Annotated in this window: 23 protein-coding genes, 1 tRNA gene and 4 pseudogenes; 14 read left to right on the top strand and 14 right to left on the bottom strand. The window is 57.9% G+C overall.

Annotated features, from left to right (window positions below; translation table 11 throughout):
- The first annotated feature begins 29 nt into the window (after positions 1-29).
- A tRNA-His gene (locus tag ACZ1HE_RS14055) sits at positions 30-106 on the top strand.
- A 415-nt stretch (positions 107-521) separates the two neighbouring features.
- On the opposite strand, the gene ACZ1HE_RS14050 is transcribed toward ACZ1HE_RS14055, so the two are convergent.
- A complete protein-coding gene (locus tag ACZ1HE_RS14050) occupies positions 522-827 on the bottom strand; it encodes a DUF6476 family protein (RefSeq protein WP_472621725.1) in 306 nt (101 codons plus the stop codon).
- Here ACZ1HE_RS14050 and ACZ1HE_RS14045 point away from each other — a divergent pair.
- Complete coding sequence (locus ACZ1HE_RS14045; RefSeq protein WP_472621723.1) at positions 826-1,860, top strand: RluA family pseudouridine synthase; 1,035 nt, start codon at positions 826-828, stop codon at positions 1,858-1,860. The two genes, ACZ1HE_RS14050 and ACZ1HE_RS14045, sit on opposite strands and share 2 nt — an antisense overlap.
- Here ACZ1HE_RS14045 and ACZ1HE_RS14040 read toward each other — a convergent pair.
- A complete protein-coding gene (locus ACZ1HE_RS14040; protein WP_472621721.1) occupies positions 1,841-2,587 on the bottom strand; it encodes a gamma-glutamylcyclotransferase in 747 nt (248 codons plus the stop codon). The two genes, ACZ1HE_RS14045 and ACZ1HE_RS14040, sit on opposite strands and share 20 nt — an antisense overlap.
- A 291-nt stretch (positions 2,588-2,878) precedes the next feature.
- On the opposite strand from ACZ1HE_RS14040, the gene rpoH reads away from it, so the two are divergent.
- Entirely contained in the window at positions 2,879-3,775 is an 897-nt protein-coding gene (gene rpoH, locus ACZ1HE_RS14035; protein WP_472621719.1) for an RNA polymerase sigma factor RpoH, read from the top strand.
- 164 nt (positions 3,776-3,939) lie between these two features.
- Here rpoH and ACZ1HE_RS14030 read toward each other — a convergent pair whose 3' ends face one another.
- From ACZ1HE_RS14030 to ACZ1HE_RS14020, 3 genes are read right to left on the bottom strand one after another with little or no spacing between them, the layout of a single operon-like run.
- Positions 3,940-5,067 carry a THUMP domain-containing class I SAM-dependent RNA methyltransferase gene (locus tag ACZ1HE_RS14030; RefSeq protein WP_472621717.1) on the bottom strand — a complete coding sequence of 376 codons (1,128 nt, stop codon included), beginning with the start codon at positions 5,065-5,067 and terminating at the stop codon, positions 3,940-3,942.
- A gap of 39 nt (positions 5,068-5,106) precedes the next feature.
- Positions 5,107-5,673 carry a dipeptidase gene (locus ACZ1HE_RS14025; protein ID WP_472621715.1) on the bottom strand — a complete coding sequence of 189 codons (567 nt, stop codon included), beginning with the start codon at positions 5,671-5,673 and terminating at the stop codon, positions 5,107-5,109.
- A complete protein-coding gene (locus tag ACZ1HE_RS14020) occupies positions 5,663-6,286 on the bottom strand; it encodes a membrane dipeptidase (protein ID WP_472621713.1) in 624 nt (207 codons plus the stop codon). The genes ACZ1HE_RS14025 and ACZ1HE_RS14020 overlap by 11 nt, the downstream gene beginning before the upstream one ends.
- Positions 6,287-6,415: 129 nt before the next feature.
- Here ACZ1HE_RS14020 and ACZ1HE_RS14015 point away from each other — a divergent pair, with 129 nt between their 5' ends.
- The gene (locus tag ACZ1HE_RS14015) at positions 6,416-6,685 is read left to right on the top strand and encodes a DksA/TraR family C4-type zinc finger protein (protein WP_461405762.1); all 270 of its coding nucleotides are present in this window, start codon (positions 6,416-6,418) and stop codon (positions 6,683-6,685) included.
- Here ACZ1HE_RS14015 and ACZ1HE_RS14010 read toward each other — a convergent pair.
- The 6 genes and pseudogenes from ACZ1HE_RS14010 to ACZ1HE_RS13985 form a co-directional block, all read right to left on the bottom strand.
- Positions 6,678-7,304 carry a cation efflux transmembrane domain-containing protein gene (locus tag ACZ1HE_RS14010; RefSeq protein ID WP_472621711.1) on the bottom strand — a complete coding sequence of 209 codons (627 nt, stop codon included), beginning with the start codon at positions 7,302-7,304 and terminating at the stop codon, positions 6,678-6,680. The genes ACZ1HE_RS14015 and ACZ1HE_RS14010 overlap by 8 nt on opposite strands.
- A gap of 60 nt (positions 7,305-7,364) precedes the next feature.
- Complete coding sequence (locus ACZ1HE_RS14005; protein WP_472621709.1) at positions 7,365-7,862, bottom strand: hypothetical protein; 498 nt, start codon at positions 7,860-7,862, stop codon at positions 7,365-7,367.
- 4 nt (positions 7,863-7,866) lie between these two features.
- Entirely contained in the window at positions 7,867-8,574 is a 708-nt protein-coding gene (locus ACZ1HE_RS14000; RefSeq protein ID WP_472621707.1) for a GNAT family N-acetyltransferase, read from the bottom strand.
- Positions 8,575-8,726: 152 nt separating this feature from the next.
- Positions 8,727-10,548 (bottom strand): annotated as a pseudogene (locus ACZ1HE_RS13995) (M3 family oligoendopeptidase).
- 62 nt (positions 10,549-10,610) lie between these two features.
- Positions 10,611-11,543 carry an alpha/beta hydrolase gene (locus ACZ1HE_RS13990; protein WP_472621705.1) on the bottom strand — a complete coding sequence of 311 codons (933 nt, stop codon included), beginning with the start codon at positions 11,541-11,543 and terminating at the stop codon, positions 10,611-10,613.
- Between the two features lie 33 nt (positions 11,544-11,576).
- Positions 11,577-11,867 carry an SCP2 sterol-binding domain-containing protein gene (locus tag ACZ1HE_RS13985; protein WP_108791568.1) on the bottom strand — a complete coding sequence of 97 codons (291 nt, stop codon included), beginning with the start codon at positions 11,865-11,867 and terminating at the stop codon, positions 11,577-11,579.
- 42 nt (positions 11,868-11,909) lie between these two features.
- Between ACZ1HE_RS13985 and ACZ1HE_RS13980 the strand changes: the two genes are divergently transcribed.
- The 8 genes and pseudogenes from ACZ1HE_RS13980 (at position 11,910) to ACZ1HE_RS13945 (ending at position 19,237) form a co-directional block, all read left to right on the top strand.
- A complete protein-coding gene (locus ACZ1HE_RS13980; protein WP_472621703.1) occupies positions 11,910-12,518 on the top strand; it encodes a tetratricopeptide repeat protein in 609 nt (202 codons plus the stop codon).
- 40 nt (positions 12,519-12,558) lie between these two features.
- Positions 12,559-15,422: pseudogene (locus ACZ1HE_RS13975) on the top strand (helicase-related protein).
- Between the two features lie 3 nt (positions 15,423-15,425).
- Positions 15,426-15,803, top strand: a complete 378-nt coding sequence (locus tag ACZ1HE_RS13970) for an RNA-binding S4 domain-containing protein (protein WP_472621701.1) — start codon at positions 15,426-15,428, stop codon at positions 15,801-15,803.
- A gap of 65 nt (positions 15,804-15,868) precedes the next feature.
- Positions 15,869-16,207, top strand: a complete 339-nt coding sequence (fdxA, locus tag ACZ1HE_RS13965) for a ferredoxin FdxA (RefSeq protein WP_472621699.1) — start codon at positions 15,869-15,871, stop codon at positions 16,205-16,207.
- Between the two features lie 292 nt (positions 16,208-16,499).
- Positions 16,500-17,014 (top strand): annotated as a pseudogene (locus tag ACZ1HE_RS13960) (CarD family transcriptional regulator).
- Positions 17,015-17,082: 68 nt separating this feature from the next.
- Positions 17,083-17,631 carry an RNA polymerase sigma factor SigZ gene (gene sigZ, locus ACZ1HE_RS13955; protein ID WP_472621697.1) on the top strand — a complete coding sequence of 183 codons (549 nt, stop codon included), beginning with the start codon at positions 17,083-17,085 and terminating at the stop codon, positions 17,629-17,631.
- A 73-nt stretch (positions 17,632-17,704) separates the two neighbouring features.
- Complete coding sequence (locus tag ACZ1HE_RS13950) at positions 17,705-18,394, top strand: glutathione S-transferase family protein (RefSeq protein WP_472621695.1); 690 nt, start codon at positions 17,705-17,707, stop codon at positions 18,392-18,394.
- A gap of 70 nt (positions 18,395-18,464) precedes the next feature.
- Positions 18,465-19,237, top strand: a pseudogene (locus tag ACZ1HE_RS13945) (potassium channel family protein).
- A gap of 239 nt (positions 19,238-19,476) precedes the next feature.
- Here the strand turns inward: ACZ1HE_RS13945 and cobS are convergent.
- Entirely contained in the window at positions 19,477-20,241 is a 765-nt protein-coding gene (cobS, locus tag ACZ1HE_RS13940) for an adenosylcobinamide-GDP ribazoletransferase (protein ID WP_472621693.1), read from the bottom strand.
- A 79-nt stretch (positions 20,242-20,320) separates the two neighbouring features.
- Here cobS and cobT point away from each other — a divergent pair, with 79 nt between their 5' ends.
- Positions 20,321-21,331 (top strand): nicotinate-nucleotide--dimethylbenzimidazole phosphoribosyltransferase, encoded by a 1,011-nt coding sequence (gene cobT, locus ACZ1HE_RS13935; RefSeq protein ID WP_472621691.1) that lies wholly within the window; start codon positions 20,321-20,323, stop codon positions 21,329-21,331.
- A gap of 4 nt (positions 21,332-21,335) precedes the next feature.
- Here the strand turns inward: cobT and ACZ1HE_RS13930 are convergent, their stop codons facing one another.
- Entirely contained in the window at positions 21,336-23,216 is a 1,881-nt protein-coding gene (locus tag ACZ1HE_RS13930; RefSeq protein ID WP_472621689.1) for a monovalent cation:proton antiporter-2 (CPA2) family protein, read from the bottom strand.
- A gap of 46 nt (positions 23,217-23,262) precedes the next feature.
- Positions 23,263-23,718, bottom strand: coding sequence for an Lrp/AsnC family transcriptional regulator (locus tag ACZ1HE_RS13925; RefSeq protein WP_472624483.1), 456 nt, complete (start codon positions 23,716-23,718; stop codon positions 23,263-23,265).
- A gap of 141 nt (positions 23,719-23,859) precedes the next feature.
- On the opposite strand from ACZ1HE_RS13925, the gene hppD reads away from it, so the two are divergent.
- The gene (gene hppD / locus ACZ1HE_RS13920; protein WP_472621687.1) at positions 23,860-24,957 is read left to right on the top strand and encodes a 4-hydroxyphenylpyruvate dioxygenase; all 1,098 of its coding nucleotides are present in this window, start codon (positions 23,860-23,862) and stop codon (positions 24,955-24,957) included.
- Positions 24,958-25,176 lie beyond the last annotated feature (219 nt).

Genomic DNA, 25,176 nt, shown 5'->3' with positions numbered 1-25,176 from the left:
CTCAGCGGGTTATATAAATCGCCCCCAGTGCCGCCTTAGCTCAGTAGGTTAGAGCGCCTGATTGTGGATCAGGAGGTCCCCCGTTCGAGCCGGGGAGGTGGTACCATCCCTCAACTTCATGATTTATTGACCCCACGGACCAGTGTTCGCCTGAATTTCTGTTTCAGTTACAGGGGTATGGAGCATGAACCTCGCGTTGGATCGTGTCGATGCATTGAGACGTCATCCCTGCAAGGTTCACTGTTCCAGTGACCGTCGTACCCCCCAAAAACTTGAACTCACACCGAGCGGCTGTTCATCCCAACCAGTGGCTGATCCAAACGGCGATCCATGACTTTGTGACGAGGCAAGAGAGCGGAGGGACCGTGGGTCCGTCAGAACCGGGGGGCCTGACGAACCCACGTGAGGCCGTGAGTGATGGATAAGCCTCTTACCCTTACTCTAGCCGATGGTTTCGTGGTCGCAATGCGTGCAGAGGTATATTCGACCTATACTAAAGGATAGCGGCCATTCGACCGGCTTCAATCTACCGCCACGGTCTGCTTCAGCGAGCCGGTGGTCTTGTCGAAAATCAGGATGCGGTTGTCATCGGTCACCACGGCATACCAGTTGGGTCCGATCGTCACGGCCAGGGCCGATGCCCCGTCAGGCAACTCAACCTCTTCCGGCAATGTGGGCGTGCGGTCAGACAAGCGGATGACAATCAGGGCGAAAGTCAATACAACCCCGCCAATCATCACCGCGGTCAGCGCCATGACCATCCGCCGCAACCATTTAAGTTGCGGGGTTTCCTGCGGTTCCACAGGCTCGTCAGAAGGGATCGTCATGGGCACCCGCCAGATTGAATTCGTCATCGCGGACGCACCGCCGCCCCGCCTTGATAAGGCGCTTTCGCGGGATGTTCCAGCCGAAGCCACCCTGTCGCGCACCCGCCTGGCGCGGCTGATTGAGGCCGGGCAGGTCATGATCAACGGCGCAGTGGTCACGGATGCCAGGGCGAAGGTGGTGGCCGAGGCGGTTGTAGTCATCACCCTGGAAGAGGCTGAAGACAGCCATATCGGTCCCGAAAACATACCGCTGGATGTTGTGTTCGAAGACGATGACCTGATCGTCATCAACAAACCTGCAAGCATGGTTGTACACCCGGCGCCGGGTTCGCCTTCTGGCACTTTGGTGAACGCTTTGCTGCACCATTGCGGCGACAACCTTTCTGGTGTGGGTGGGGTCAAACGCCCCGGGATCGTACATAGAATTGACAAAGAAACCAGTGGCTTGCTGGTCGTTGCTAAATCAGATGTCGCGCATCAGGGGCTGGCTGCACAGTTCGAAAAGCATACGGTCGAGCGGTATTACCGCGCCCTGTGTTATGGTGTGCCGGATGCCAATGACCCGCGCCTGCGCGGGGTCAAGGGCGTGAGCTTTGAGCCCGGCAACATTATGAAGCTGACCACAAATCTTGCGCGCCACAAGACTGACCGTCAGCGGCAAGCTGTTCTGTTTCAGGGCGGGCGTCATGCGGTGACCCGGGTCCGCATCGTGGAACCCTTTGGCAAGCCGCATGTGGCGGCCTTGGTGGAATGCTGGCTGGAAACCGGGCGGACGCATCAGATCCGCGTGCACATGGCACATGCAGGCCACGGGTTGATCGGCGATCCGACCTATGGCGGCAAACGCAAGTTGTCAGCCAAGGCACTGCCCTTGCAAGCGCAAGACGCCGTGCGCCGTTTTCCCCGCCAAGCGCTGCATGCGGCCGTTCTTGGCTTTGTGCACCCGGTCTCGGGGCAGGACATGCGGTTTGAGGCGGCGCTGCCTCGGGACATGGCCGATCTGATCGAGGCGCTCAGGCTGCGGGTGAGTTAGCCTTTTGCAACGCCTGCGCGCGACTGTGGAGCCGGTGCATGGTGTTGTCGGGAATACCCAGTTCGTCCAGATGGCGAACCATTGCGTCCAGATAGTCAAAGTTTGGACCAATCGTGCCGCTGGCTTCGGCAATCATGCGGGCAGAGACGTCCTCGCTGAGGTCCGGCGTGTAACGATGGTTGTCGCGATCCATCACAAACACCAGTGCGTCGACACAGCCTTGCGGTGTTTCCACGGGCTGGAAAATCGGGCGATATGCGCCACCGAACATCTCGCGCCGCCACATGAATTCGCTTTCCTGAGCGACAAGATCTGCGGCGATGCGGATCACGACCCCCTGACACATGCCACCCTCGTCCAATGCAGCCATTAGACCGGGGCAGTCCGGTGTGCCGCGCCCGCCCTCAAGGCGCATGCAAAAGCTGCGATGCCAGCCATCCAGCATGCCAAACCGGTACTCCTCGACCTGAACTGCTGGATCCCAGATCAGCGAGCCATAGGCAAAGACCCAAAGATCGTGGTCAAAGCGCCCGTTCAGTACCGCCTGCCGATTGGCTTCACGGGCGTCATGGTCCATCCGCCAACCGGGCGGCCAACCCTCGGCGAGGGCTTGGGCGTCCAGTTCGGCAAAACGCTCCATCCCGAAGCGCATTTCGGATTGGTCTGGTGACGTGATCCGACCCTGCAGGGCCGGGGTGTGACGGAAAACGTGATCAGGAAAGGGCATGACGTGATCTAGCCCGCTTTCTACGCGTCAGACTAGAGGTGTGCCTCAATCAACCTGAACAAGTGATATCCGGATGCCACACTCAGGTCCCCCCATTTACATCGGGATAGGAATGATATCAGTTGTAACAAATCATCATGAGAATATGAGGCGCACGTGTGGGCCACACATGGTAAGGTTTCCTTAATCAAAGCTTAATCTGGAAAGTGTAGGACTGGCTCTTGAAAGGGAAACATACATGACCCATATCCTATGTTAAGTCCTTAAACATTTAAGGGAGGGACATCATACATGGCAAATTACGCAAATCTCCCCGCACCGACGCCTGAGGGTGGTCTGAACCGCTATATGCAGGAAATCCGCAAGTTCCCGCTGCTGGAACCGGAAGAAGAATACATGCTCGCCAAACGGTGGGTTGAAAAGCAAGACACTGAAGCTGCGCATAAAATGGTCACCTCGCACCTGCGTTTGGCGGCCAAGATCGCCATGGGCTATCGCGGCTATGGTTTGCCGCAGGCCGAGGTGATTTCCGAGGCCAATGTTGGCCTGATGCAGGCAGTCAAAAAGTTTGACCCTGAAAAGGGATTCCGCCTTGCGACCTATGCGATGTGGTGGATTCGTGCCTCGATCCAGGAATATGTCCTGCGCTCGTGGTCGATGGTGAAACTGGGTACGACTTCGGCGCAGAAGAAGCTGTTTTTCAACCTGCGCAAGGCCAAGGCCCGTATTGGCGCATTGGAAGAAGGCGACCTGCGCCCTGAGAACGTCAAACAGATCGCCAATGATCTGGGTGTGACCGAGGATGAGGTCATCAGCATGAACCGCCGCATGTCGGGTGGCGACGCGTCGTTGAACGCGACCGTCGGCTCCGAGGGCGAGGGGACCATGCAATGGCAGGACTGGCTGGAGGATGAAGACGCCGATCAGGCCGGCGATTATGAAGCGCGCGACGAAATGGAAGCGCGACGTGAATTGCTGGCGCAGGCACTAGATGTGCTGAACGATCGGGAAAAGGACATCCTGACCCAACGCCGTCTGGCCGAACAGACCGTGACGCTTGAGGATCTGAGCACGCAGTACAACGTCAGCCGCGAGCGCATTCGACAGATCGAAGTGCGCGCGTTTGAAAAGCTGCAAAAGAAGATGCGCGAACTGGCGCGTGAAAAGGGGATGCTGGGCACCAGCTGACCTTTCTAGACGCCCCTCGTGCGCAAGCCCCGGTCACATGATCGGGGCTTGTTGCGTTTGGAGGAGCGGGATGCTCCCGCCCATCCTACGTGCATCAAAGATGCCCTTCTCTGGTTGGGCGGGGCCTCGCTTCGCTCGGCGGTTGGCGCTCTACTATGGCCGAACTATGCTATGGGGTCGGTTTGGTAGAGCGTGACCTTGATCCCGCCATGCGCAACCGGGGCCATTGTCGGTTTGAAGGGAAGTCCGGTGGCTTTGGCCAGGCTTGCCTCATTGGTGACGATGCCCACGCGCCAGCCCTTGAAGCGTTGCTTAAGCGTGCGACCAAGTGCATCGTAGAGAGCGAAGAGGGATTTCTTGTCGCCGATACGGCCGCCGTAAGGTGGATTGATGATGACCAATCCTGGCGGTCCGTCGGGGCGCTCAATCTCGCTGACGCCGCAGTGACGGAACTTGGAGATGTGCGAGATGCCAGCGCGCTCGGCGTTGGTCGTGCTCATCTCAACGGCCCCAGCGTTTCTGTCTGAGCCATGGAATTTCCAAGCAATGTCAGTTTGTTCTGAAGTGATCTTCAAGAGGTCAAATGCATCTGTATCAAATGTTACCATGCGTTCGAAGGCAAAACTGCGGGATCGACCGGCTTGCAGGCCAAGCGCCATTTCGGCAGCTTCGATTACAAATGTTCCCGAACCGCACATCGGGTCGAGCACCGGTTCTTGTCCGTCATAACCACATTGGCGCAGGAACAGCGCGGCCATATTCTCGCGCATGGGTGCTTTGCCGACCGCCACCTTGTAGCCGCGTTTGTGTAGCAGTTCACCCGAAGTATCCACGCTGAGCGTGCAGGTGTCGTCCTCGATCCGAGCTTTCACAATCACCTGTGCATCGGGATCAATCTGTGCGCCCAGTTCCTCGACGATTGCGCGTTCAATACGTTCGGCGGCTGCCCCCTCGTGGTAGATTTTTGAGCGTTTGCAGGTGACCTCAACCTTCACCGGCACATCGGTACGTAAAACGCGGTTCCACTCAAACTCGCGCGCCAGCTTGTCGAGCTGTGCCAGGTGGGTCACCCGAAACTGACCGATACGGGCCAAAATCTTGGCCGCTCCGCGCAGCTCCAGATTGGCGCGCCAGACATCGGCCCAATTGCCGCGAAATCGCACGCCGCCAGTTGTGGCCTTGGCCTTGCGAAAGCCGCGTTCCAGCGCCTCGTCGCGCAGGGCAAGCTCCAGGCCGGGGGCGACGACCGCAAAGATTTCGAATTTCGCGCCAGAGTGGATAGAGGTGTTCATGGCGCCTCTCTATCTGCAAGGCGCCATGAGTTCGACCCCTTATTGAAGTCGCTCGCGAAACACGCGCACCATATTTTCACCCATGACCTTGCGAATTTGCGCCTCGCTGAGTCCTTCGGCCATCAGGCCTGATGTGAGGGCGGCCAACTCTGAGGTGTCAAACGCGGTTTCGACCGACCCATCATAGTCCGACCCAAGTGAGACATGATCCTCACCCACCGTGTCTACAGCGGCCTTGATCATCTTGGCGATGCCGCGCGGAGTGATGTCGCCACAGGACACGTCGGCCCAATAGCCCATGCCAATCACTCCGCCGGTTGCGGCGATCGCCTTCATCAGTTCATCCGGGTAGTTGCGTTTTACCGGACAAAAGCCGTGCAAGCCCGTGTGACTGACAATCAACGGCATGTCCGTCATTTCCATCACCTCCAACGCGACCTGAGGGCTGGAATGGGCCAGATCGACCACGACGGGAAGACCTTCTAATTCTTCGACAACGGCGCGGCCAAAATCGCTTAGACCCTGGTTGCCTTGCCCATGCAGCGAGCCACCTAATTCGTTGTCAAAGAAGTGGTGCAGGCCAAAAACTCGATGGCTAGGCGTCAAAGATCGGGTCGATCTTGGACAGATCCCCTTCTAGCGGATGTGCACCCTCGATGCCCAAGATGCCGCCGACAATGTCCTGACCGTCTGCCTTGGCTGTCAGAACGGCTTCCAGATCGGCCTTGGTCTTGATGATCTTCAGGCGGCCACCTGACTTGGCCTCGAACTCGTGCAGTTTTTCCGCCTGATAGAGCGCACGTTCAAACAAGCTCCCCCAAGTGCGCAGTGGCCAAAGTTGACCAATCGCTAATAGGGTAATGTTGTCAAAGGCCTCTGCTGAGTTGTTGTCATAGTTTTGGCTAAGCGGGGATTTGGTCACAGCCGTAAACACCTGCAAAGCTACATTGCCGTCGATCAGCCGGGGCACGTCCACTTGGCCGCGCGTGCCGCGTTCGTTCAAGTCCCGGCTCCACAGCAATGGATCGGCGTGCAGGTCGCCCACGATTAGCGTCTTGTGCAGTGCGGCGGCCTCTTCCGAGACCGAGTGGGCGTCGTGTTCAATCACATTGTTGCTGGTGTCTTCAACATAGGCGGGCAGGAAACCGAAGAAGACGATGGCCCCGGCGATGATGGCCAAAGCGACGATCCCGCCCAACCATTTCAAAACTCTGCGCATGTAGTCTCTCCCTCACCGATGCGTTGTGGCGTCAGGTTAGGGTGGGTTGGTCACGCAGCAAAGGCTGACTTTGCGTCGCTTGCGTCTGTGTGGAATACTCGCAGAACAGAGCGTAGAGGAGAGCGTCACATGGCCGGAGGATGGGCCCGCGACGGGGCGGTGAGTGAACAGATCGAGGCCTCGATCTCGGACGAGTTGGCGCGGATGAAGCAGCGCCGGGGGCCTCAGGGCGAGAGCCTGACCCACTGTGCCGAGTGTGAAGAGCCGATCCCAGAAAAACGCCGCTTGGCGCTGCCGGGGGTAAAGCTATGCATCGACTGTCAGCAGGACCGCGACGGGGCGTTTCAGGCACGCGCCGGGATCAACCGGCGCGGATCGAAAGACAGTCAACTCAAGTGACCGGTTGGACAAGGGCGCGACGCTCGTCCACGGCTTGACGGAAAATCTGGGTGGCTGACGTCAGGAATAGCCCGCCCATGATGCCAGCAACGATCAGATCGGGCCAACCTGACGTAGTGCCCCAGACCCCTGCGGCAGCCGCCATGACGGCGACGTTGCCAATCGCGTCATTGCGGGAACACAGCCAGACCGAGCGGACGTTTGCGTCCCCGTCTTTGTAACGCACCAAAAGCGCGACGCTGGCCAGGTTCGCAACCAGCGCCATGAATCCGATCACTCCCATGATTTGTGCCTCTGGGACACCCACATAGAACACGCGATACAGGGTCGAGCCCATCACCCAAATCGCCATGACCAGCAGGCTGACGGCCTTGAACAACGCTGCATTGGTCCGGACCCGGACAGATGCGCCGATGACGGCGAGCGAGAGACCATAGGTCAGCGCGTCGCCCAGAAAGTCGAGCGCATCCGCTTGCAAGGCCTGCGATCGTGCCATGTGACCCGCACCCATCTCGACTGCGAACATGATGGCGTTGATGGCGATCACAATCCAAAGCCTGCGTTTATAATCTGACGACAGCCCGTCGAACTTGGCGTCGTTGTTACAGCATCCGGCCATATGCCGACTCCTTTGATCCTTGGTTCGACACACAAGGTAATTGCTCTAGCCGCTGTAGGTTCAAGAGTGAATTTGTAGGTTCGGCAGAGATTTATTTTTTGCCCGCTGCAAAGCTTTGTTGCGGGCCGCAGAATGGTCGATATTCCGCAAGTAGCGCTGTGCCCTGAGGATCGGATCGAACAGGTATTGATCCGGGCCAAGCATTTTGCGGGCGTTGAGGGCCTGAGTGTTCAGCAGGTCAAAGTCCACCGACTCCAACCTGCAATGCCAGCCTTGGGCATATTCTCCCGCCCAGTTGTTCGTGTAATAGCGCAGCAACCGATTGCGGATGGTGTACCCGTGATAGTCAAAGGCCACGGTGCCGTCGGTGACATAGATGTGGTTCCCGGCAAAGTCGTCACCGGGAATGATCCGCTCGGCATAAAATCCGGGTAAGGGTGGCTCGCACAGGTAGACACCGGCCAAAATGTGGCAAGCGCCGTTGCCAAAGAACACCCGATCCGGCAGCACCCATCGACGCTCAGGGTTCTTTTTGACGCCGGGTTTCATGCGATACATTGCACTATTTCCGATTGTTCCTGCGGCTGCGCCAACGGCGGTAAAGGCGAACGTCCATGGCAGCCACCATCACGCCCAAGGGGACCATCCAGAAGCCGAGAATGGGCAGAAAGCCGAAGATACCGCCGATGATCAGCAGGATGCCCAGAAACAGGCGCATACCCCTTGGCACATTGCGGCGGACCCATGCGAAGAAGGGCTTGAATCGTTCTCGCAGGGTGGGCTTGGCGGGCTCGGTCGCCAAATCCAGTCGCATGATATGCTGCGGACCGGCTTCGCCATGTGGCCAGGTCTCTCCGGTGTCCGCGAACCCGCCTTTTAGATAGCAGCGGATCGCAGCCGGGTTTGCCATGTTGACAGTCAGGACCACGGCTTTTGCCTCGGAATATTGCTGAGGGATGTACGCCTTGAGCGCCTCAACCGCGCGCGTTGCCAGTCCCTGACCCTGTCTGCCCGCATCAATCATGAAGGCGCGCAGACCCAGATCGCCTTTGGCAACAAAGGGATAGCGCGTGTAGTAAAGGCGGTCGATCTTGAAGAACCCAACCGGCTGATCGCCCAGCCAGATGCCATGAAAGTCGATGCCTTCTTCGGCCGAGCCATAGGCCTCGGCTACGGTGCCTGAGAATTTGATCTGTTCAGAGGAAACCGAGACGGACAGGAACTTTGCCTGGTTGGCGTCGGTGATTGGGCTGAGAGAGAGGGCGGGCATGGACATAGGAATTGGACCGAAAATGGATTTGGCACACTCTTAGGCAGATGCCTTAGAAACGCCAGTCATTTTGGGTTCTCAAGGGCCCGTGAACTGGTTCGCGCCCAAGTAAAAGATTAGGCGCGAACTAAGTGCTGTAACTTGGCGAGAGGTTAGTCCTCCATGGCCTCTAGCTCGTCGATGAAGCCCGAGATCATCGACAGGCCCTTGTCCCAGAAGGTGGGGTCGCTGGCGTCGAGGCCAAAGGGGGCGAGCAGCTCTTTGTGGTGTTTCGATCCACCGGCGCGGAGCATGTCGAAGTAGAGATCTTCGAAGCCTTCCTTGCCGTCGGCATAGACCGAATAGAGCGCATTTACGAGGCCGTCGCCAAAGGCATAGGCATAGACGTAAAATGGCGAGTGGACGAAGTGCGGGATGTAGGCCCAGAAGGTTTCATACCCTTCCATGAACTCAAACGCCGGGCCAAGGCTCTCGGCTTGTACGCTCATCCACAGGGCATTGATGTCATCCGGGGTCAGCTCGCCCTCAGCCCGTGCAGCGTGCAGTTTGCATTCGAAGTCATAAAAGGCGATCTGGCGGACGACCGTGTTGATCATGTCCTCGACCTTGCTAGGCCAGCAGCACCTTGCGTTGTTCCTTGGTCTCGGCTTTGTCCAGCATCTTGCGGAAGGTCAGCATCTCGCCAAAGACAGACGCGGTCTCGGCCAGTGTCAGTGGGGTCGACGACAGCATCTCTCCCTGTTCGGCAGCCAGCACCTGATGCACGCCGTGACCCAGCTCGTGCGCCAGGGTCATTACATCACGCGGTTTGCCCAGGTAGTTCAGCATCACATAGGGGTGCACGTCTGTCACGGTAGGGTGGGCAAAAGCGCCGGGCGCTTTTCCGGGTTTCACCTCGGCGTCGATCCAACCTTTGGAGAAGAAGGGTGCGGCCAGATCCCCCATGCGCGGGTCAAAGGCGGAATAGGCGTCCATTACCATCTTTTCGGCCTCGGGCCAGGCAACGGTGCGGGTGTCTTCCATCGGCAGGGGCGCGTTGCGGTCCCAGACCTGCATCACGTCCAGACCCAGCCACTTGCGTTTCAGCTCATAATAGCGGTGCGATAGCTTGGGGTAGGCGGCCACGACGGCCTCGCGCAGCGCCTCGACCACCTCGGGTTCCACGTCGTTGGACAGGTGACGGCCGGTCTGCGGGCTGGGCATGCCGCGCCAGCGGTCGATGATTTCCTTTTCCTTCGCTTGCGTGTTGTGGACGCGGGCAAAGGTCTTGATGTTGTCAGCAAAGACGCGGGCCAATTCGCGCGAGGCGGCCTCGCGTTTGGAGCGATCCTGTTCGGTCAACAGGTTCAACGTGCCTTCGATGTTCAGCTCTTCACCGTCGACGTCAAAGGTGAGGCCTGCGATGGTCTCGTCAAAGAGCCGCTCCCACGCGTCGCCGACCATACCCAGATCGTGCATGAAGCGTTCCAACTCGTCGCTCAGCTGATAGGGTTTCATTGCACGAATGCGACGGAAGACGGGTTCATAGCGAGCGAGATCGGCATTTTCTGCAAAATGCGCCGCCAGAACATCATCGTCGATGCGGTTCAGTTCCAGCGTGAAGAACACCAGTGGTGTGGTGTAGTTGGTGATCGCTTCTTGCGCATCCGACATGAACTTGGCGCGTTCGGCATCTGTGGTCAGCTGGTAATAGCGCAGGCCCGCATAGGACATGATGCGCCCGGCGATGGCGTTGATCTTTTCGTTGCGCAGCACACAGTCCAGCAGACCTGCAGCGTCCAGATCAGCCAGCTTGCCCTCATAGTCGGCGGCAAACTCGGCACAGGCTTTTTCCAGCCACTCCAGATCCCGCTTCAGTTCGGGCGCGTCATCACCGGTGTAAAGATCGCTCAGGTCCCATTCGGGCAGGTTGCCCAAGGGATCGGATCCGCCGCCAGCATTGGCATCGCGCACGGGAAAAGGAAGGTGGAGCATGTGGGACCTCATGAAAATCTGTCTTACCCCCGTATCTAAGGCGGGGGTGGGGCGACCACAAGTTACGCTTTGGCCGCCGCGCGGGCATCGCCCGTGGTAAAGAGGTGATCAAGCTGGTCAAACACCGGGCCGCGCACGTCGGGTGCCTCCATCAGCACCTCATGCTCGCCATCGGGTACTTCGACCAGATGGCCGCGTGGCCAGTTCGGCATGCGGGCGCGGATGGCGTCGCGGTCAACGATCTGCTCATGCGTGCCCAGATAGGTCAGGCACGGCAGATCGGGCGAGGCGCGCTCGGCCAGATTGGCGCATTCGGTCACAGATTCCTTGAGCCAATGGATCGAGGGCGCCCCCAATGACAACTCGGGGTGGGCGTTCAACTGATCACGCATCATCTGATACATAGCAGGGTCACGGGTCAGAGTGTTGCCGTCGAATTCCTGTTCTAGAACATAGCTGCCCAGCGACGTGCTGGGCGGGTTCTTGTGCGCGGCCCCGAACAAGGGCGCCAGCGCCATGGTCATCTTGCTCAGCGGCTTCATAAGTGGCGAGAAATAGATGCCCCACATTGGCCCGGTAAAGGCGCAGGTTTGCACCGGCATCCCCTCCATCACCGCGCGTAGGGTGATCGCGCCGCCCATGGAATGGCCGATGACGTGCCAGGGCTTGGGCAGCTCTTGCTCTCGCGCCACCCGCAAAACAGCGGCGATGTCTTTCTGGTAGTCGGTGAAGTGGCCCACGTGACCCACACGCGGGTCATCCAGCAGGCGATCGGCCAATCCCTGACCACGCCAGTCCACCGACAGAACGGTATAGCCGCGCGACACCAGCTGGCTCGCTGTTTCACCATATTTTTCTATGTATTCGGTACGTCCGGGGAACATCAAAACGGTTCCCTTTGCACTTCCCTCGGTGCGCCAGACAGCCACGCGAATGCGCACATCGTCCGAGGTGTGCACCCACCAGGCGGCGCCACCGGCAGGTCCGCTTACCACATCATCAAAGAACGGGGCTAGGCGTCAAACTCATCAGGCTAGCACCGAGGCCAGTTTCATCGCGATGCCCATGTCACCGTCGATGGTCAGCTTGCCGGACATGAACGCACCAGTGGGGTTCAGCTCACCCGAGAAGATCTGAGTGAATGTGTCCGCGTCTGCAGTCATGGTCACGTCCGCCTCATCATCGCTGATGCGCGCGCCGTCGCTGTCCAGGACAATTGCGCCCACATCCGCGATGGCAAATTTGGCCGACCCGTCAAAGCCGCCGCCGCCCAGTTTTTCGTTCAATCCGGCCAGAGCCTGGTCAAGAAGTTCGCTCATGGTTTCTCTCCATTTAACATCGTTGTGACAACGGCGCTGTGAATGGACATCCACGCACGCCACGCTACACTGATGATTGTTATGGGCATTGCAAGCATCAATCTCAAAGCTATCGTTGCGGCAACCGTCACATTCGTGATGTTTTCCGCTGCGGCATGGGCACAAGAAGCGGATTTGAACGACGAATCCGAGCTACTGGCAGCGTTACTTCAGGCCGACCCGACCGAAGCGAAACGGTTGGAACGACAGTTGCAGGCGCTGTGGTCGAAATCAGGCTCTGCCTCGGCTGATCTGCTGCTGAAACGCGGACGCGAGGCAATGGAGGCTGAAAACTATCGCGTGGCCATCGAACACTTCACTGCGCTGACGGATCATGCGCCTGATTTTGCCGAAGGCTGGCATTTGCGTGCGTCTGCTTTTTACAATGCCAACCTCTTTGGCCCTGCGATCACTGATCTGGAACGCGCGCTGATGCTGAACCCCAACAATTACACCGCAATGCTGGGGCTTGGGCATATTCTAGAGCAGATCAATCAGCCCGAATTGGCCTATGACGCCTATGTTCGGGCGCAGTCTATACATCCGCATCACGAAGACGTATCCAAAGCCGTCTCACGGTTGGCGGCCCACGTTAAGGGTAAGTCCATCTGAGACGGCAAACTAAAGCCCGAAGCAGTCGGGCAGGGGGCAAATGGTGAGCGGGTCATCCCGGATCGTGGCTGTCTTGGGCCCGACCAACACTGGCAAAACACACTATGCGATCGAACGTATGCTGGGCTATCGCACCGGCATCATCGGTCTGCCGCTGCGCCTGCTCGCGCGCGAGGTCTATGACAAGATCGTCGCCATTCGCGGGCCGTCCGTCGTGGCACTGGTCACTGGTGAAGAGCGAATCGTTCCACCCCGAACGCAGTATTGGGTCTGCACGGTCGAGGCGATGCCCGAAGGCATGGGTACCGATTTTCTGGCCATCGATGAAATCCAGCTTTGCGCCGATCCTGAGCGAGGTCATGTCTTTACCGACCGATTGCTGCGTGCGCGCGGCACAAACGAGACGCTGTTCATGGGCTCGGACACCATGCGCGGGCCCATTCGCGAGCTGGTGCCCGAGGCGCAGTTTGTTCAGCGCGAACGGATGTCACAGCTGGTCTATTCAGGTTCCAAGAAAATAAGCCGCATGCCCGCGCGCAGTGCCATCGTCGGGTTTTCCGTCGACAATGTGTACGCCATTGCCGAACTGCTGCGCCGCCAAAAGGGTGGGGCGGCTGTGGTCATGGGCGCGCTCAGCCCGCGCACCCGGAATGCGCAAGTTGACCTCTACCAGAATGGCGAGGTCGATTATCTGGTCGCCACCGATGCCATTGGCATGGGCCTGAACTTGGACGTCGATCACGTGGCCTTTTCCGCGCTGTCCAAGTTCGACGGCCGTCGCATGCGTCCCTTGGCCCCCAATGAGCTGGCCCAGATCGCAGGGCGGGCCGGGCGGGGGATGTCGGACGGCACCTTTGGTGTGACAGGCGAGGCGCGCCCGCTGGATGATGGCATGGCGCAGGCGATTATGGATCACCGATTCACACCGCTCAAAAAACTCAATTGGCGCAATGCGGCGCTACAGTTCGGCTCGATCGAGGCGTTGATCCGATCGCTTGAGGAGAGCCCCAAGGGTGAAAATCTGCTCAAAGCACGCGAAGCGGATGACCTACAGGCGCTAAAATCGCTGAGCCAGGTGGCCGAAGTCACCGCGCGCGCCAGCAGCGGCGACAGTGTGCGGCTTTTGTGGGATGTCTGTCAGATCCCCGACTTTCGCGGCATCAGCCACGCAGAGCATGCCAGCCTGCTCGAGGTTATTTTTGGCCATCTGCACGAGCGCGGGCATATCCCCGACGACTTCATGGCGCGGCAAATCCGCCGAATTGACAAGACGCATGGTGATATTGATGCGCTGTCGAAACGACTGGCGTATATTCGCACCTGGACATATGTTGCGCAGCGGAACGGATGGGTGCGTGACGAAAACCATTGGCGCGACGAAACCCGCGCTGTAGAAGACCGTGTATCTGACGCTCTGCACGAGCGTCTGACCCAGAGATTTGTGGATCGGCGCACCTCCGTATTGCTGCGCTTAGCTCAAACAGAAGGAGGCCCTTTTGGCCGAAGTGAATGACAAGGGTGAAGTGACCGTCGAAGGCGAATTTGTCGGTCGTTTGGAAGGGTTCCGGTTTTCCCCGGACAAAAGCGCACAAGGTGCCGAAGCGAAGGCGTTGAAATCCGCATCGCTCCAGGCGCTTGCCCCGCAATTCCATCTGCGGGCGGATCGCTTTTATAACGCGCCCGATACCGAGATTGATTTTACCGAACAGGGTGGCCTCATGTGGGGCGAGCACGCTGTCGGCAAACTGGTTGCCGGTGCGGAGCCGCTCAAGCCCATGGTCGAGGTGTTTGTAGACGAGGCCGCAGGCCCGGACGTGGAACAGAAGGTGCAGCGCCGTCTGCAGCATTTCATCGACCGCAAGGTTGCCGCGCTGTTTGAGCCGCTGCTGAACCTGTCGCGCGACGAAGAGTTGAATGGCCTGGCCCGTGGATTTGCTTTCCGCATGGTCGAGGCGCTTGGCGTTCTGCCACGTGCAGATGTGGCGCAGGACGTCAAGGAACTGGATCAGGACGCCCGTGGCGGGTTGCGCAAGCACGGCATCCGCTTCGGTCAGTTCACCATCTTCATGCCTTTGCTGTTGAAGCTCGGCGCCGACGCGCCTGCGTCTGGTTCTGTGGTCGTTGACCCAAGGTCTGCAAGAATTTCCCGAATCGCCCCCGCCAGGTCTGGTCACTGTGCCGACGGTCGCGGATGCGCCGCAGGGCTATGACACAATGTGCGGATACCGCAATGCAGGTGAACGGGCGATCCGCATCGATATGCTGGAACGCCTGGCTGATATGCTGCGGTCCGAGGACAGCCGGGGAGGGTTCGAGGCCAAGGCCGACATGCTTTCGATCACCGGCATGACGCTGGATCAGTTTGCTGATCTCATGGGTGGTCTGGGTTACAAGGCCGAAAAGGGTGAACGACCCAAGGTCAAGGTACCTGCGGACCCCGCTCCGACTGAGGATCAAAGTGCTGAAGTACCAGCAGAGGTAGAGGCACCTACGGAAGCTGCACCCGAGACCGAGGTAGAAGTCGCAACCGCCGAGGCGCCAGCCGAGGCCGCCGAGATCGCCGAGGCGGTAGCCGAGGCTCCCGCCACTGAGACACCTGCGGACCCCGCAGAACCTGAGGTCGAAGTGTTCTACACCTTCACTTGGGGTGGCCGTGCCCGTCAGGGTGGGCGTGGTCCGCGCCGGGATGGTCAAAACGCACAAGGCCGTGGCGAAGGTCGTGGTCAGGGCAAAGGCAAACCCCGTGGCAAGCCGCAGGACGGTGGCCGCGGTAACCCGGGTAAGAAGGGTGGCAAGCCGCAAGGCGCCAAGACCTTCTCGTCGCGTCCCCCGCGCCGTGAAAAACAGATCGACCCCGACAACCCCTTTGCAGCGGCGCTGATGGGGCTGAAAGAGGGCAAGTAAGCCTTGAACGACACACCCGCCGCAAAACTGCGGATCGATAAATGGCTCTGGCAGGCGCGGTTCTTCAAGACCCGCTCTCTGTCGGCCAAACAGGTCAGCGGTGGGCACGTGCGTGTGAACGGAAACCGGGTACTCAAACCGTCTTTTGGTGTGAGCCCCGGCGACGTTCTGACCTTTCCTCAGGCCAAAATCGTGCGCGTGGTTCGCATCGAAGGACTTGGCGAGCGCCGTGGCCCAGCACCTGAAGCGCAAACGCTGTATGCGGATTTGACGCCGAAACAGGAAAAACCTCCTGCCAATCCCAAATATGAGGGAAAAGGTCGTCCATCCAAGCGGGATCGCAGGGCGCTTGACCTTTCCAACCCGTTCGACCCCGAATGATCCCTTGAAGATGGGCGCGCTCTGATTTAGCTAGACCCGCAACAGACGAAACCGGAAAGCTGCACATGACCTACATCGTCACCGACAATTGCATCGCTTGCAAATACACCGACTGCGTCGAGGTCTGCCCCGTGGATTGTTTCTACGAGGGCGAGAATATGCTGGTCATCCATCCCGATGAATGCATCGACTGTGGTGTGTGTGAACCCGAATGCCCCGCCGACGCCATTCGCCCGGACACTGAACCTGATATGGACAAATGGGTCGAGATGAACCGCAAATACGCCGAATTGTGGCCTGTGATCGTCACGAAGAAGGACCAGCTTCCCGAAGCCGAAGAACGCGACGGAGAGACGGACAAGATGGAGAAGTACTTCTCTGAAACACCCGGTGAAGGTGGTTAACCTTAATTGGGTAAGCGATTCGCACCTTTTTGACATTCTGTATGTCGAATGAGTGTAGGTAAGGCGCTGAAAACAAGAAATAAAGTGGAAGTTGACCCACCGTCGGCTTCCAGTTTCCTGTTTTTTGTGTTACGTTCTCTGTTCAAATGATGTCAACGATCGGGATGTGCTCCACTCAGATGCTCGTGTTGGAGCTATAGAGTTTACGAACATTTAACCGCCTGTCGGGGAAACGCATTCCCCGCTTGTGGTTTTTTTGTCGCCCAATGTCCCGTTCGCAGCAAGGAAAGACCTGTATGACCAAGTCGAAAAGCTCGATTTCCGCCCCAACGACTATGTGGTCTATCCGGCGCATGGTGTCGGCCAGATCATCTCAATCGAAGAGCAGGAAGTCGCTGGCTACGCGCTTGAACTGTTTGTGGTGTCCTTTGAGAAGGACAAGATGACCCTGCGGGTGCCCACCAACAAAGCAACCGAAATCGGCATGCGGGGCCTCAGCTCGCCTGATGTCATCAATCAGGCGATGAGGACGCTCAAGGGCAAGGCCAAGGTCAAACGCGCCATGTGGTCGCGCCGCGCGCAGGAATACGAACAGAAAATCAACTCGGGCGATCTGATCGCCATCGCCGAAGTGGTGCGCGACCTGCATCGCACCGACGATCAACGCGAGCAAAGCTACTCAGAGCGTCAGCTTTATGAGGCCGCTCTGGAACGTCTGACCCGCGAAGTGGCAGCTGTTGCCGCAGCGGCGACGAGATTCAGGCCGCAAAGCAGGTTGACGAAGTGCTGATGTCGCGCGCCGCCTGATTTGGTATTGAACAACGAAAAGAGCCGTCCCACCTTAGGGGCGGCTCTCTTTGTTTGAGGAGGCGATGATGTCTGATCTCGATCAGATTTGGCGTGAATATGGGCAAGCGTTGCGTGGTTTTCTACGCGCACGTATCAACGACCCGGATGATGTCGAGGATCTGTTGCAAGAGATCATGATCCGAACCCACAGGCACTTGTTCGAATTGCGCGAAGACACCAAGTTGCGGGCCTGGATTTATCAGATCGCTCGCAATGTGGTTATTGATTATTATCGCAAGGCTGGGCGAGATGCGGAATTGCAGGTTGGCGACCTGTGGTACCAGAACCCGGATCCGGCCACGGCGCGGGATGATCTGGCCGATTGTATCGCGCCAATGGTTCGTGCATTGCCCAGTGAATATGCCGAAGTCCTGACCGCTGTTGACCTTCACGGTCAGTCACAAAAAGACTATGCCACCGCCCGAGCCGTCCCCTATTCGACTCTCAAGTCGAAAGTGCAAACAGGGCGCAGACATCTGCGTACACTGTTCGAAGATTGCTGCCGTTTGAGCTTTGACTCGCGGGGTGGGGTGTCAGATTATGAATTAAAATCAGGCAGTTGCAAGAAATGTTGATCTAAATGTCGTCTTTTTTCGATCTGCTTCGTCTTCAGGAATGAACGAAGTTGGAAAGATAAGGACACCTCCAATGATCAAAATCGTAAGCTTCAAGATCTGCCCCTTTGTGCAACGTGTGACCGCCATGCTTGAGGCGCGAAACATCCCTTATAAGGTCGACTACATCTCGCTCAGCGACAAACCGCAGTGGTTTCTGGACATCTCGCCCAATGGGCAGGTACCGGTTTTGATCACGGAACAGGGTGAACCGATCTTCGAATCTGATGCAATTTCGGAATACATCGACGAGATCGCGCCGCCACTAGAGGCTGATCTGACCGCAGTGACACGCGCGAGAAACCGCGCGTGGAGTTATCAGGCTTCGAAACATTACCTAGTGCAATGTGGGGCGATGCGCAGCGCGGATAAGGATACATTTGTGGACCGCAGCGCCAACCTGTCCAAGGCTTTTGCCCGAGCCGAGAGGGAACTGGGTGATGGGCCATTCTTTAACGGCGCAACTCTCGGGAACGTCGACCTAGCTTGGCTGCCCTTGCTGGATCGGGCGCGGATTATCACAAAACACACGGGACATGACTTCCTGAGTGGGTTGCCGAAGGTGAAAGCTTGGCAGCAGGCGTTGGATCACACCGGATTGCCCGCCAAAACCGTGGCCGAGGATTTTGAACAGGCTTTCACTGACTTCTACTTGTCGGACCAGACCTATCTTGGGACTGGCCAAAGCCAACCCTCGCTAGGGAAGTGTGGCACATGTTGTTAACAAAATCGGGGGCGCGTCTTGCGCCCCAAGCCCCCTTTGCGCTTAGATAATCTGCAGGGGAGAGCGACGCATGAGGGCATTGAAAAAGCAGGTTCGTGGGCTGTACTTGGGCTCCGGCACGGTGCCGCGATGGTTTCGCTATTGCCTCATCGTGTTCGATCTCGCCACGATCGTCTTCTTTGTCGGAACAGCGCATAAGACCCATGGGCCGATGCTGACCTCAATCAGCCAATTCGTAGGGTTGATCATTCTTTTGGATTTCAGCGCTCGGCTTTGGATTTCCAGAGACCGAAAAAAGTTTCTCCTGCAGATTTACACGCTGGCGGACATTGTGGTGATCCTCTCACTGATCCTTGATCCATATTTGACCGAGAGCCTTGCCTTTTTGCGTATTTTGCGTGGACTTCGTTTGATCCACTCGTATCACCTGCTGCGAGATTTGCGACGGGACAGCGACTTTTTTCGAACGCATGAGGATGCGGTGATCGCGGCGATCAATCTGATGGTATTTGTTTTTGCGACGTCCACGGCCGTTTTTGTGTTTTTTATCGATCAAGAGGCAAGTCAGACGCCCTATATCGACGCGCTGTATTTCACGATGGCGACACTGACGACGACCGGGTTTGGCGACATCACGTTTCAAACGCCGGGGGAAAGCTCTTTTCTGTCTTCATCATGGTTGTCGGTGTGGCATTGTTTGTCCGGCTGGCTCAAGCGATCTTCATGCCGCAGAAAGTGCGTCACAAATGCCGTAAGTGTGGCCTGTTTCGTCATGACCCGGATGCTGTGCATTGCAAGCATTGCGGCGGTTTGCTCAACATCGAAACCGGTGGTGTGAGCTAGGGCCGGGGGCGCTCCCGCACCCGAGCGATCCTGGCTTCGCCAGCACCGCTGGCGGCTTTGGGCCGGGCGCCGGGCAAAGCCCGACGCGGTCCCGCTTGGGGCACCTGTTTCATCAAATGCGCCAACCGCCGAGCGCAGCGAGGCACGGCCCAACGGGAGGAGGTTTTTCATTAGAAAAATTGACGACGAGCGGGAGAGCTTTTGGAGTGATGCCTCAGCAAACAGAACTGATCGGATAGTCACACTATGGCAAGTAGGGCCAATAGCACTGAAACCTCAGCGATTTGTTGACTGGCGCCCAGTATATCGCCGGTCTGGCCGCCGATCTTCGTGCGGGCAACCAGTGCCAGGATAAAGACACTCACTGCTGCGACGATCGCCGGCATCAGTATTAGCCAGCCGAGTCCGAGTAAACCAATCACCAGAGGCACCAAAACGCCGATCATGCTTGTCACTGCGGATGGGGCACCAACACTTTGGCTCAACCCCGACCCACGGGCATTGGGCAGGGTGGTCATCAGTACTGGCATCAAGGCCCGAGACCAGATCGGCGCAAAGAGAGCCGCCCAAAGCGCGCCGCTGGCGATCAGCCCTGTAAGGGCCGTAAACCTCAGCAGTTGCACCACAATCAATGCCAGCACGCCGTAGGTGCCGATGTGGCTGTCCTTCATGATTTCCAACCGCCGCTCACGCGTGAACCCGCCCCAAAGCCCGTCTGCTGTGTCCGCCAGCCCGTCTTCATGCATGGCACCAGTGGTCATGATCAGTACCGCCAGCATGACACCGGCTACGGCGGTCGGTGGCAGGCCAAGGTACAGCAGAGTTGAGCCAACACAGCACGCCAACCCGCCAACGATCAGGCCAACTACAGGAAATGCCCAGGCACTTGCAGCCTGACGCGCAAAGACATGTTCGGGCAGGCGCGGCAGCGGAAGGCGCGTCAGTAGGACCACAGCAAGAGGAATATCCCAGACCCAAGAGGCAGAAGTGTCGTTTTTGTGCACGTCCTGTCCTTTCGGGGTCTTGTGACACGGGGTGCATTGGTTAAACACATGTGACCACTCAGATGCAACGAGGCTTTATATGCTGCCCCAACTCACCGACCTCTCGACTTTTCGCTCGCAATTGGCGGCGGCCCCCGGCCCGGACGCGGTCGCGACGGCAGGAGCGCAAGAGCGCAACGGTCAATTGACCAAACCCCCGGGCGCCTTGGGACGGCTCGAGGACCTGGCGATCTGGTATGGCGGCTGGCGCGGGGATGCGCGGCCCAGCATCCAGGCGCCTCAGGTCATCGTGTTCGCAGGCAATCATGGGGTAACGGCGCAGGGCGTTTCAGCCTTCCCGCCGGAAGTGACCGTGCAGATGGTTGCGAACTTCCAACACGGAGGGGCAGCGATCAATCAACTGGCCAAAGCGGCGGGTGCCAAGATGGATGTCCATGCGCTCGACTTGGATAATCCAACCGTGGATTTCACCCAAGGTCCCGCGATGAGCGTGGACGAACTGCTTTCCGCTTTGCAGACCGGCTGGAATGCGGTCGATCCCAACTCTGACTTGCTGGTAGTAGGCGAAATGGGAATAGGCAACACCACCCCGGCAGCAGCCATCAGCTGCGCGCTCTTTGGTGGCGAGGCTGGTGACTGGACCGGGCGCGGTACCGGTGTGGATGATGCGGGTCTTGCCAACAAGACCCGCGTTGTGGCTGAAGGCGTGGCGCTGCACGGCTCGGATGATGGGCTGGAGGTGCTGCAACGGCTGGGTGGGCGTGAGATAGCGGCAATGGCTGGCGCGATTGCTGCAGCGCGCGTGCTGCGCATTCCAGTTGTTTTGGACGGGTTCATTTGTTGCGCGGCAGCGGCCTGTCTGGCCAAGATCGCAGGCGGCGCTTTGGATCACGCTGTTGCAGGGCACCAAAGCGCCGAAGGTGCACATGGAACCTTGCTGGAGCACCTGGGTAAGGACCCGCTGTTGTCACTGGGTCTGCGCCTGGGTGAGGCGTCTGGAGGCGCCTTGGCGATCAACATCATCAAAAGCGCAGTGGCCTGCCACTCAGGCATGGCAACATTTGCTGAAGCGGGAGTTTCCGACGGCTAACCGCTCAGGCGGATCTCTTGGCGTGCTCCTCGGCCAGTTCGAGGAGTGCGGTTTCCAGATCTTTCTCCAGTTCCTGTGCCCGTTCGATATAGGCTTTGTTTTCGGCTGTCGGTGTGCCGGGTATCCACAGTTCTGCCAATTCGCGGACAGTGTCCCGATCATGGTGGTAAAACGTCTTTTCAGCTGCGGCAGCCTCGTATTCGCTCAAACCGATATTCTCGAGAACGTAACGCCCGGCTCGCAACGAGGCGTCGAAGGTTTCGCGTACAATATCGTCTGCACCGGCCTGATAAAGCTCATAGACATGATTGCGGTCTGCTGCTCGGGCAATGATGTGGATGTCGGGGCGCACACGTCGGGTATAAGCCACCAGTTTGGTCACCTGATCGCGCTGATCCATGGCGGCGACCAACACCTGTGCTTTGTCCACGCCAGCAGCTTTGAGCAGCTCGGGGCGGGTGGGGTCCCCCAAAAAGCCCTTGACCCCGAACCGTCGCATCAACTGGATCGTGTCGATGTCATGATCCAGAACGATGGTTTTGAACCCTGAAGCCAGAACAAGGCGGTTCACAATCTGTCCAAAGCGTCCGATGCCCGCGATGATCACCGGGCCCTTCTCGTCGATCTTGTCCGGTTCATGTTCTGGCGTGCTGTCCTTCATGTTGCGACTTAGAATGTCATAGACAATGAACAACAGGGGCGTGATCAGCATCGACAGAGCGATAATCAGCAACAGCTTTTGCGACAGATCCGTGGGGATGACATTTTGCTGAACCGAAAACGCCAGCAAGACGAATCCAAATTCTCCGGCCTGAGCAAGGCCCAGGGTAAACAGCCAATGATCGCGGCCTTTGAGTTTGAATGCTCGTCCAACCGCATAGAGAATTGCACCTTTGGCGGCGATGACCAGCAATGCCAGCCCGATTAGATCCAAGGGCTCCTGAAAGAAAAAGCCAAAATCGATACCTGCGCCGACTGTGATGAAGAACAGCCCAAGAAACAGGCCTTTGAACGGTTCCAGGTCGCTTTCTAGTTCGTGGCGGAATTCGGAGCTGGCCAGAACGACACCGGCCAGGAAAGCACCCAATGCGGGCGAGAGCCCAACCAGCGTCATGAGAAAGGAAATTCCCACCACGATCATCAAGGCCAATGCGGTGTACATCTCACGCAAGCGGGTGGCGTGGATAAACTTGAATAGAGGGCGTGTCAGGTAGACACCTGCCAGAATGACAAAAACAACCGCGCCTATGGTTACAAGGGTTACGGCCCAGCCTGGCAGACCTTCTACCAATGACAACGAGTGATGGGCGGCCTCTGCTCCGTGACCTGTAGCGCGCTCAATCGAGCCATCGGATTCGATGTGTGCGACCTGCGGCAAGGCGAGCAAAGGCAGCAATGCTAGAATTGGGATGACCGCAATATCCTGCGTCAACAGAACTGAAAATGTTGCTCGCCCACCGTTTGTCTGAATAAGACCCTTTTCAGAAAGAGTTTGCAAAACGATCGCCGTAGACGACAGAGACAGCGTCAGCCCAACAGCAAGTGATACTGACCAAGGATGACCTGCCAGCATTGCAGCAACCATCAGCGCCAAGGTGGAAACGCCGACCTGCAACCCCCCTAAACCCAGAAGTTTGTCTCGCATATCCCAAAGGGCGCGCGGCTCAAGTTCCAGACCGATCAGAAACAACATCATGACCACGCCGAACTCGGCAACGTGTTGTAAATTCTCGGTTTCTGCGCCGACAAGGCCCAAAACCGGGCCAATGACGATACCCGCCGCCAAATAACCCAAAACTGATCCCAATCCCAACCTGGCCGAAAGTGGTACCGCAATCACCGCCGCGGCGAGATAGATCGAGGCTTGGTAGAGGAAGCTTTCCATGCGTGGGTCAATCCTGTGTTAGACTTGCTTCGGAAATTGGTCCGGTTCAAGTGGGCAACGGGGCGTCTCGTTTCAATTGGTCCATGACTATTTGGCTTTGCACCCGTGCCACTGCAGGATGCGGCAAGATCACCTGATGAATCAAGCTGTTGAGCGCGGGCAAATCCGCACAATACACGTGTAGCAGGTAATCGGCGTCGCCCGTCATGGTCCAAGCGCTGGTAATTTCAGGGCGGGTGTCCACCATGCGAGCAAAGGCCTGGGACTGATCTGGTCCATGTGTGCCGAGGTGAACCTGGACAAACCCCTGAACGTGAAGGCCCAGGCGGGCGGGGTCCAGTTTGGCGGCGTAGTTGGTGATGAATCCTTCGGCCTCGAGCCGTTGGCGACGGCGTCCCGCCTGGCTTGGAGACAGGTTCAACATCTCGCCCAATTGTTGCGCGGTCAGGTGCGCATCCTTCTGCAGGGCTGCCAGCAGTCGATTGTCGGTTTCGTCCAGCACGTGCGGAGTATTCCTGTGTTGTTTGACATGAATGCGGGAAGCACGCATGTTTTTGTAAATTCTTGGTATAATACGCGCAAACGCCGTGCCGTGCATGGGTTATTTTGGTATCAACACCTCATTTTTGCCAGGAGATGCGCCATGGGTCCGTTCCCGCACAATGCCCCCAAGTCCGTGATCAGCGAAGAAAACCCAGCTGGGACCGACGGTTTCGAGTTTGTCGAGTTTGCCCATCCCGAACCTCAAGAACTGCGCGATCTGTTCGCGCGCATGGGGTATGCTCTGACAGGCCGCCACAAGACAAAGAACGTCGAACTGTGGCAGCAGGGGGATGTCACTTACATACTGAACGCCGAACCAAACAGCTTTGCTGCACGCTTTGTCGAAGAGCACGGCCCCTGTGCCCCGGCCATGGGTTGGCGCGTTGTAGATGCGCAGAAGGCGTACGAGCATGCGGTTTCTAAAGGGGCCGAGCCCTATGACACCGACGACAAGACCATTGATGTGCCTGCGATCAAAGGCATTGGCGGTTCACTGATCTACTTCATCGACCAGTACTATGACACGTCGCCCTATAACGAGGAATTCGACTGGGAGACCCAGTCCAAGCCGCGCGGCGACGGGTTTTATTACCTCGATCACCTGACTCACAATGTGTTCAAGGGCAACATGGACAAGTGGTTCGGGTTTTATGGTGATCTGTTCAACTTCAAGGAAATCCGCTTCTTTGACATTCAGGGCAAGTTCACCGGTCTGTTGAGCCGCGCGCTGACCTCACCTTGTGGGCGCATCCGTATCCCAATCAACGAAGATCGCGGTGAATCCGGTCAGATTGTGTCGTACCTGAAGAAATACAAAGGCGAGGGCATTCAGCATATCGCCGTAGGATCGGACGATATCTATGCCAGCACTGACGCGATTGCAGACAAGGGGCTAAAATTCATGCCAGGCCCCAACGAAGCCTACTATGACATGTCTTACGACCGTGTTGCAGGCCATGACGAGCCCAAGGACCAGATGATGAAACACGGGATCCTGATTGACGGTGAAGGTGTCGTCGATGGTGGAGAGACCAAGATCCTGCTGCAAATTTTTTCGAAAACCGTAATTGGGCCGATCTTCTTCGAGTTCATCCAGCGCAAGGGGGATGACGGCTTTGGCGAGGGCAACTTCAAAGCCCTGTTTGAATCGATCGAGCGTGAGCAGATCGAAAGCGGCGAGATCACTGCCGCAGAATAATTGGATCGGATGTGGTCGGGCGATCCGGCCCTTCCAGACTGGCCGTCACCTGTTTCGCAGCGGGTGGCGGTTTTTTTGTGCATGAAGGGGGAACTTGTCGGGGAAACTCCCGCCCGTCGTTGACGCCCCTGTCGGGACGTCTCCTCCCGTTGAGCCAGTGCCTCGCTACGCTCGGCGGTTGGTGGTGGATCGCTCGGGTGCGGGAGTTCTCCGAGCTAG

The sequence above is a fragment of the Falsiruegeria sp. JB4-1 genome (assembly GCF_055693495.1).
The sequence above is the reverse complement of the archived record's forward strand: the minus strand, read 5'-3'. Positions and strand labels throughout refer to the sequence as shown.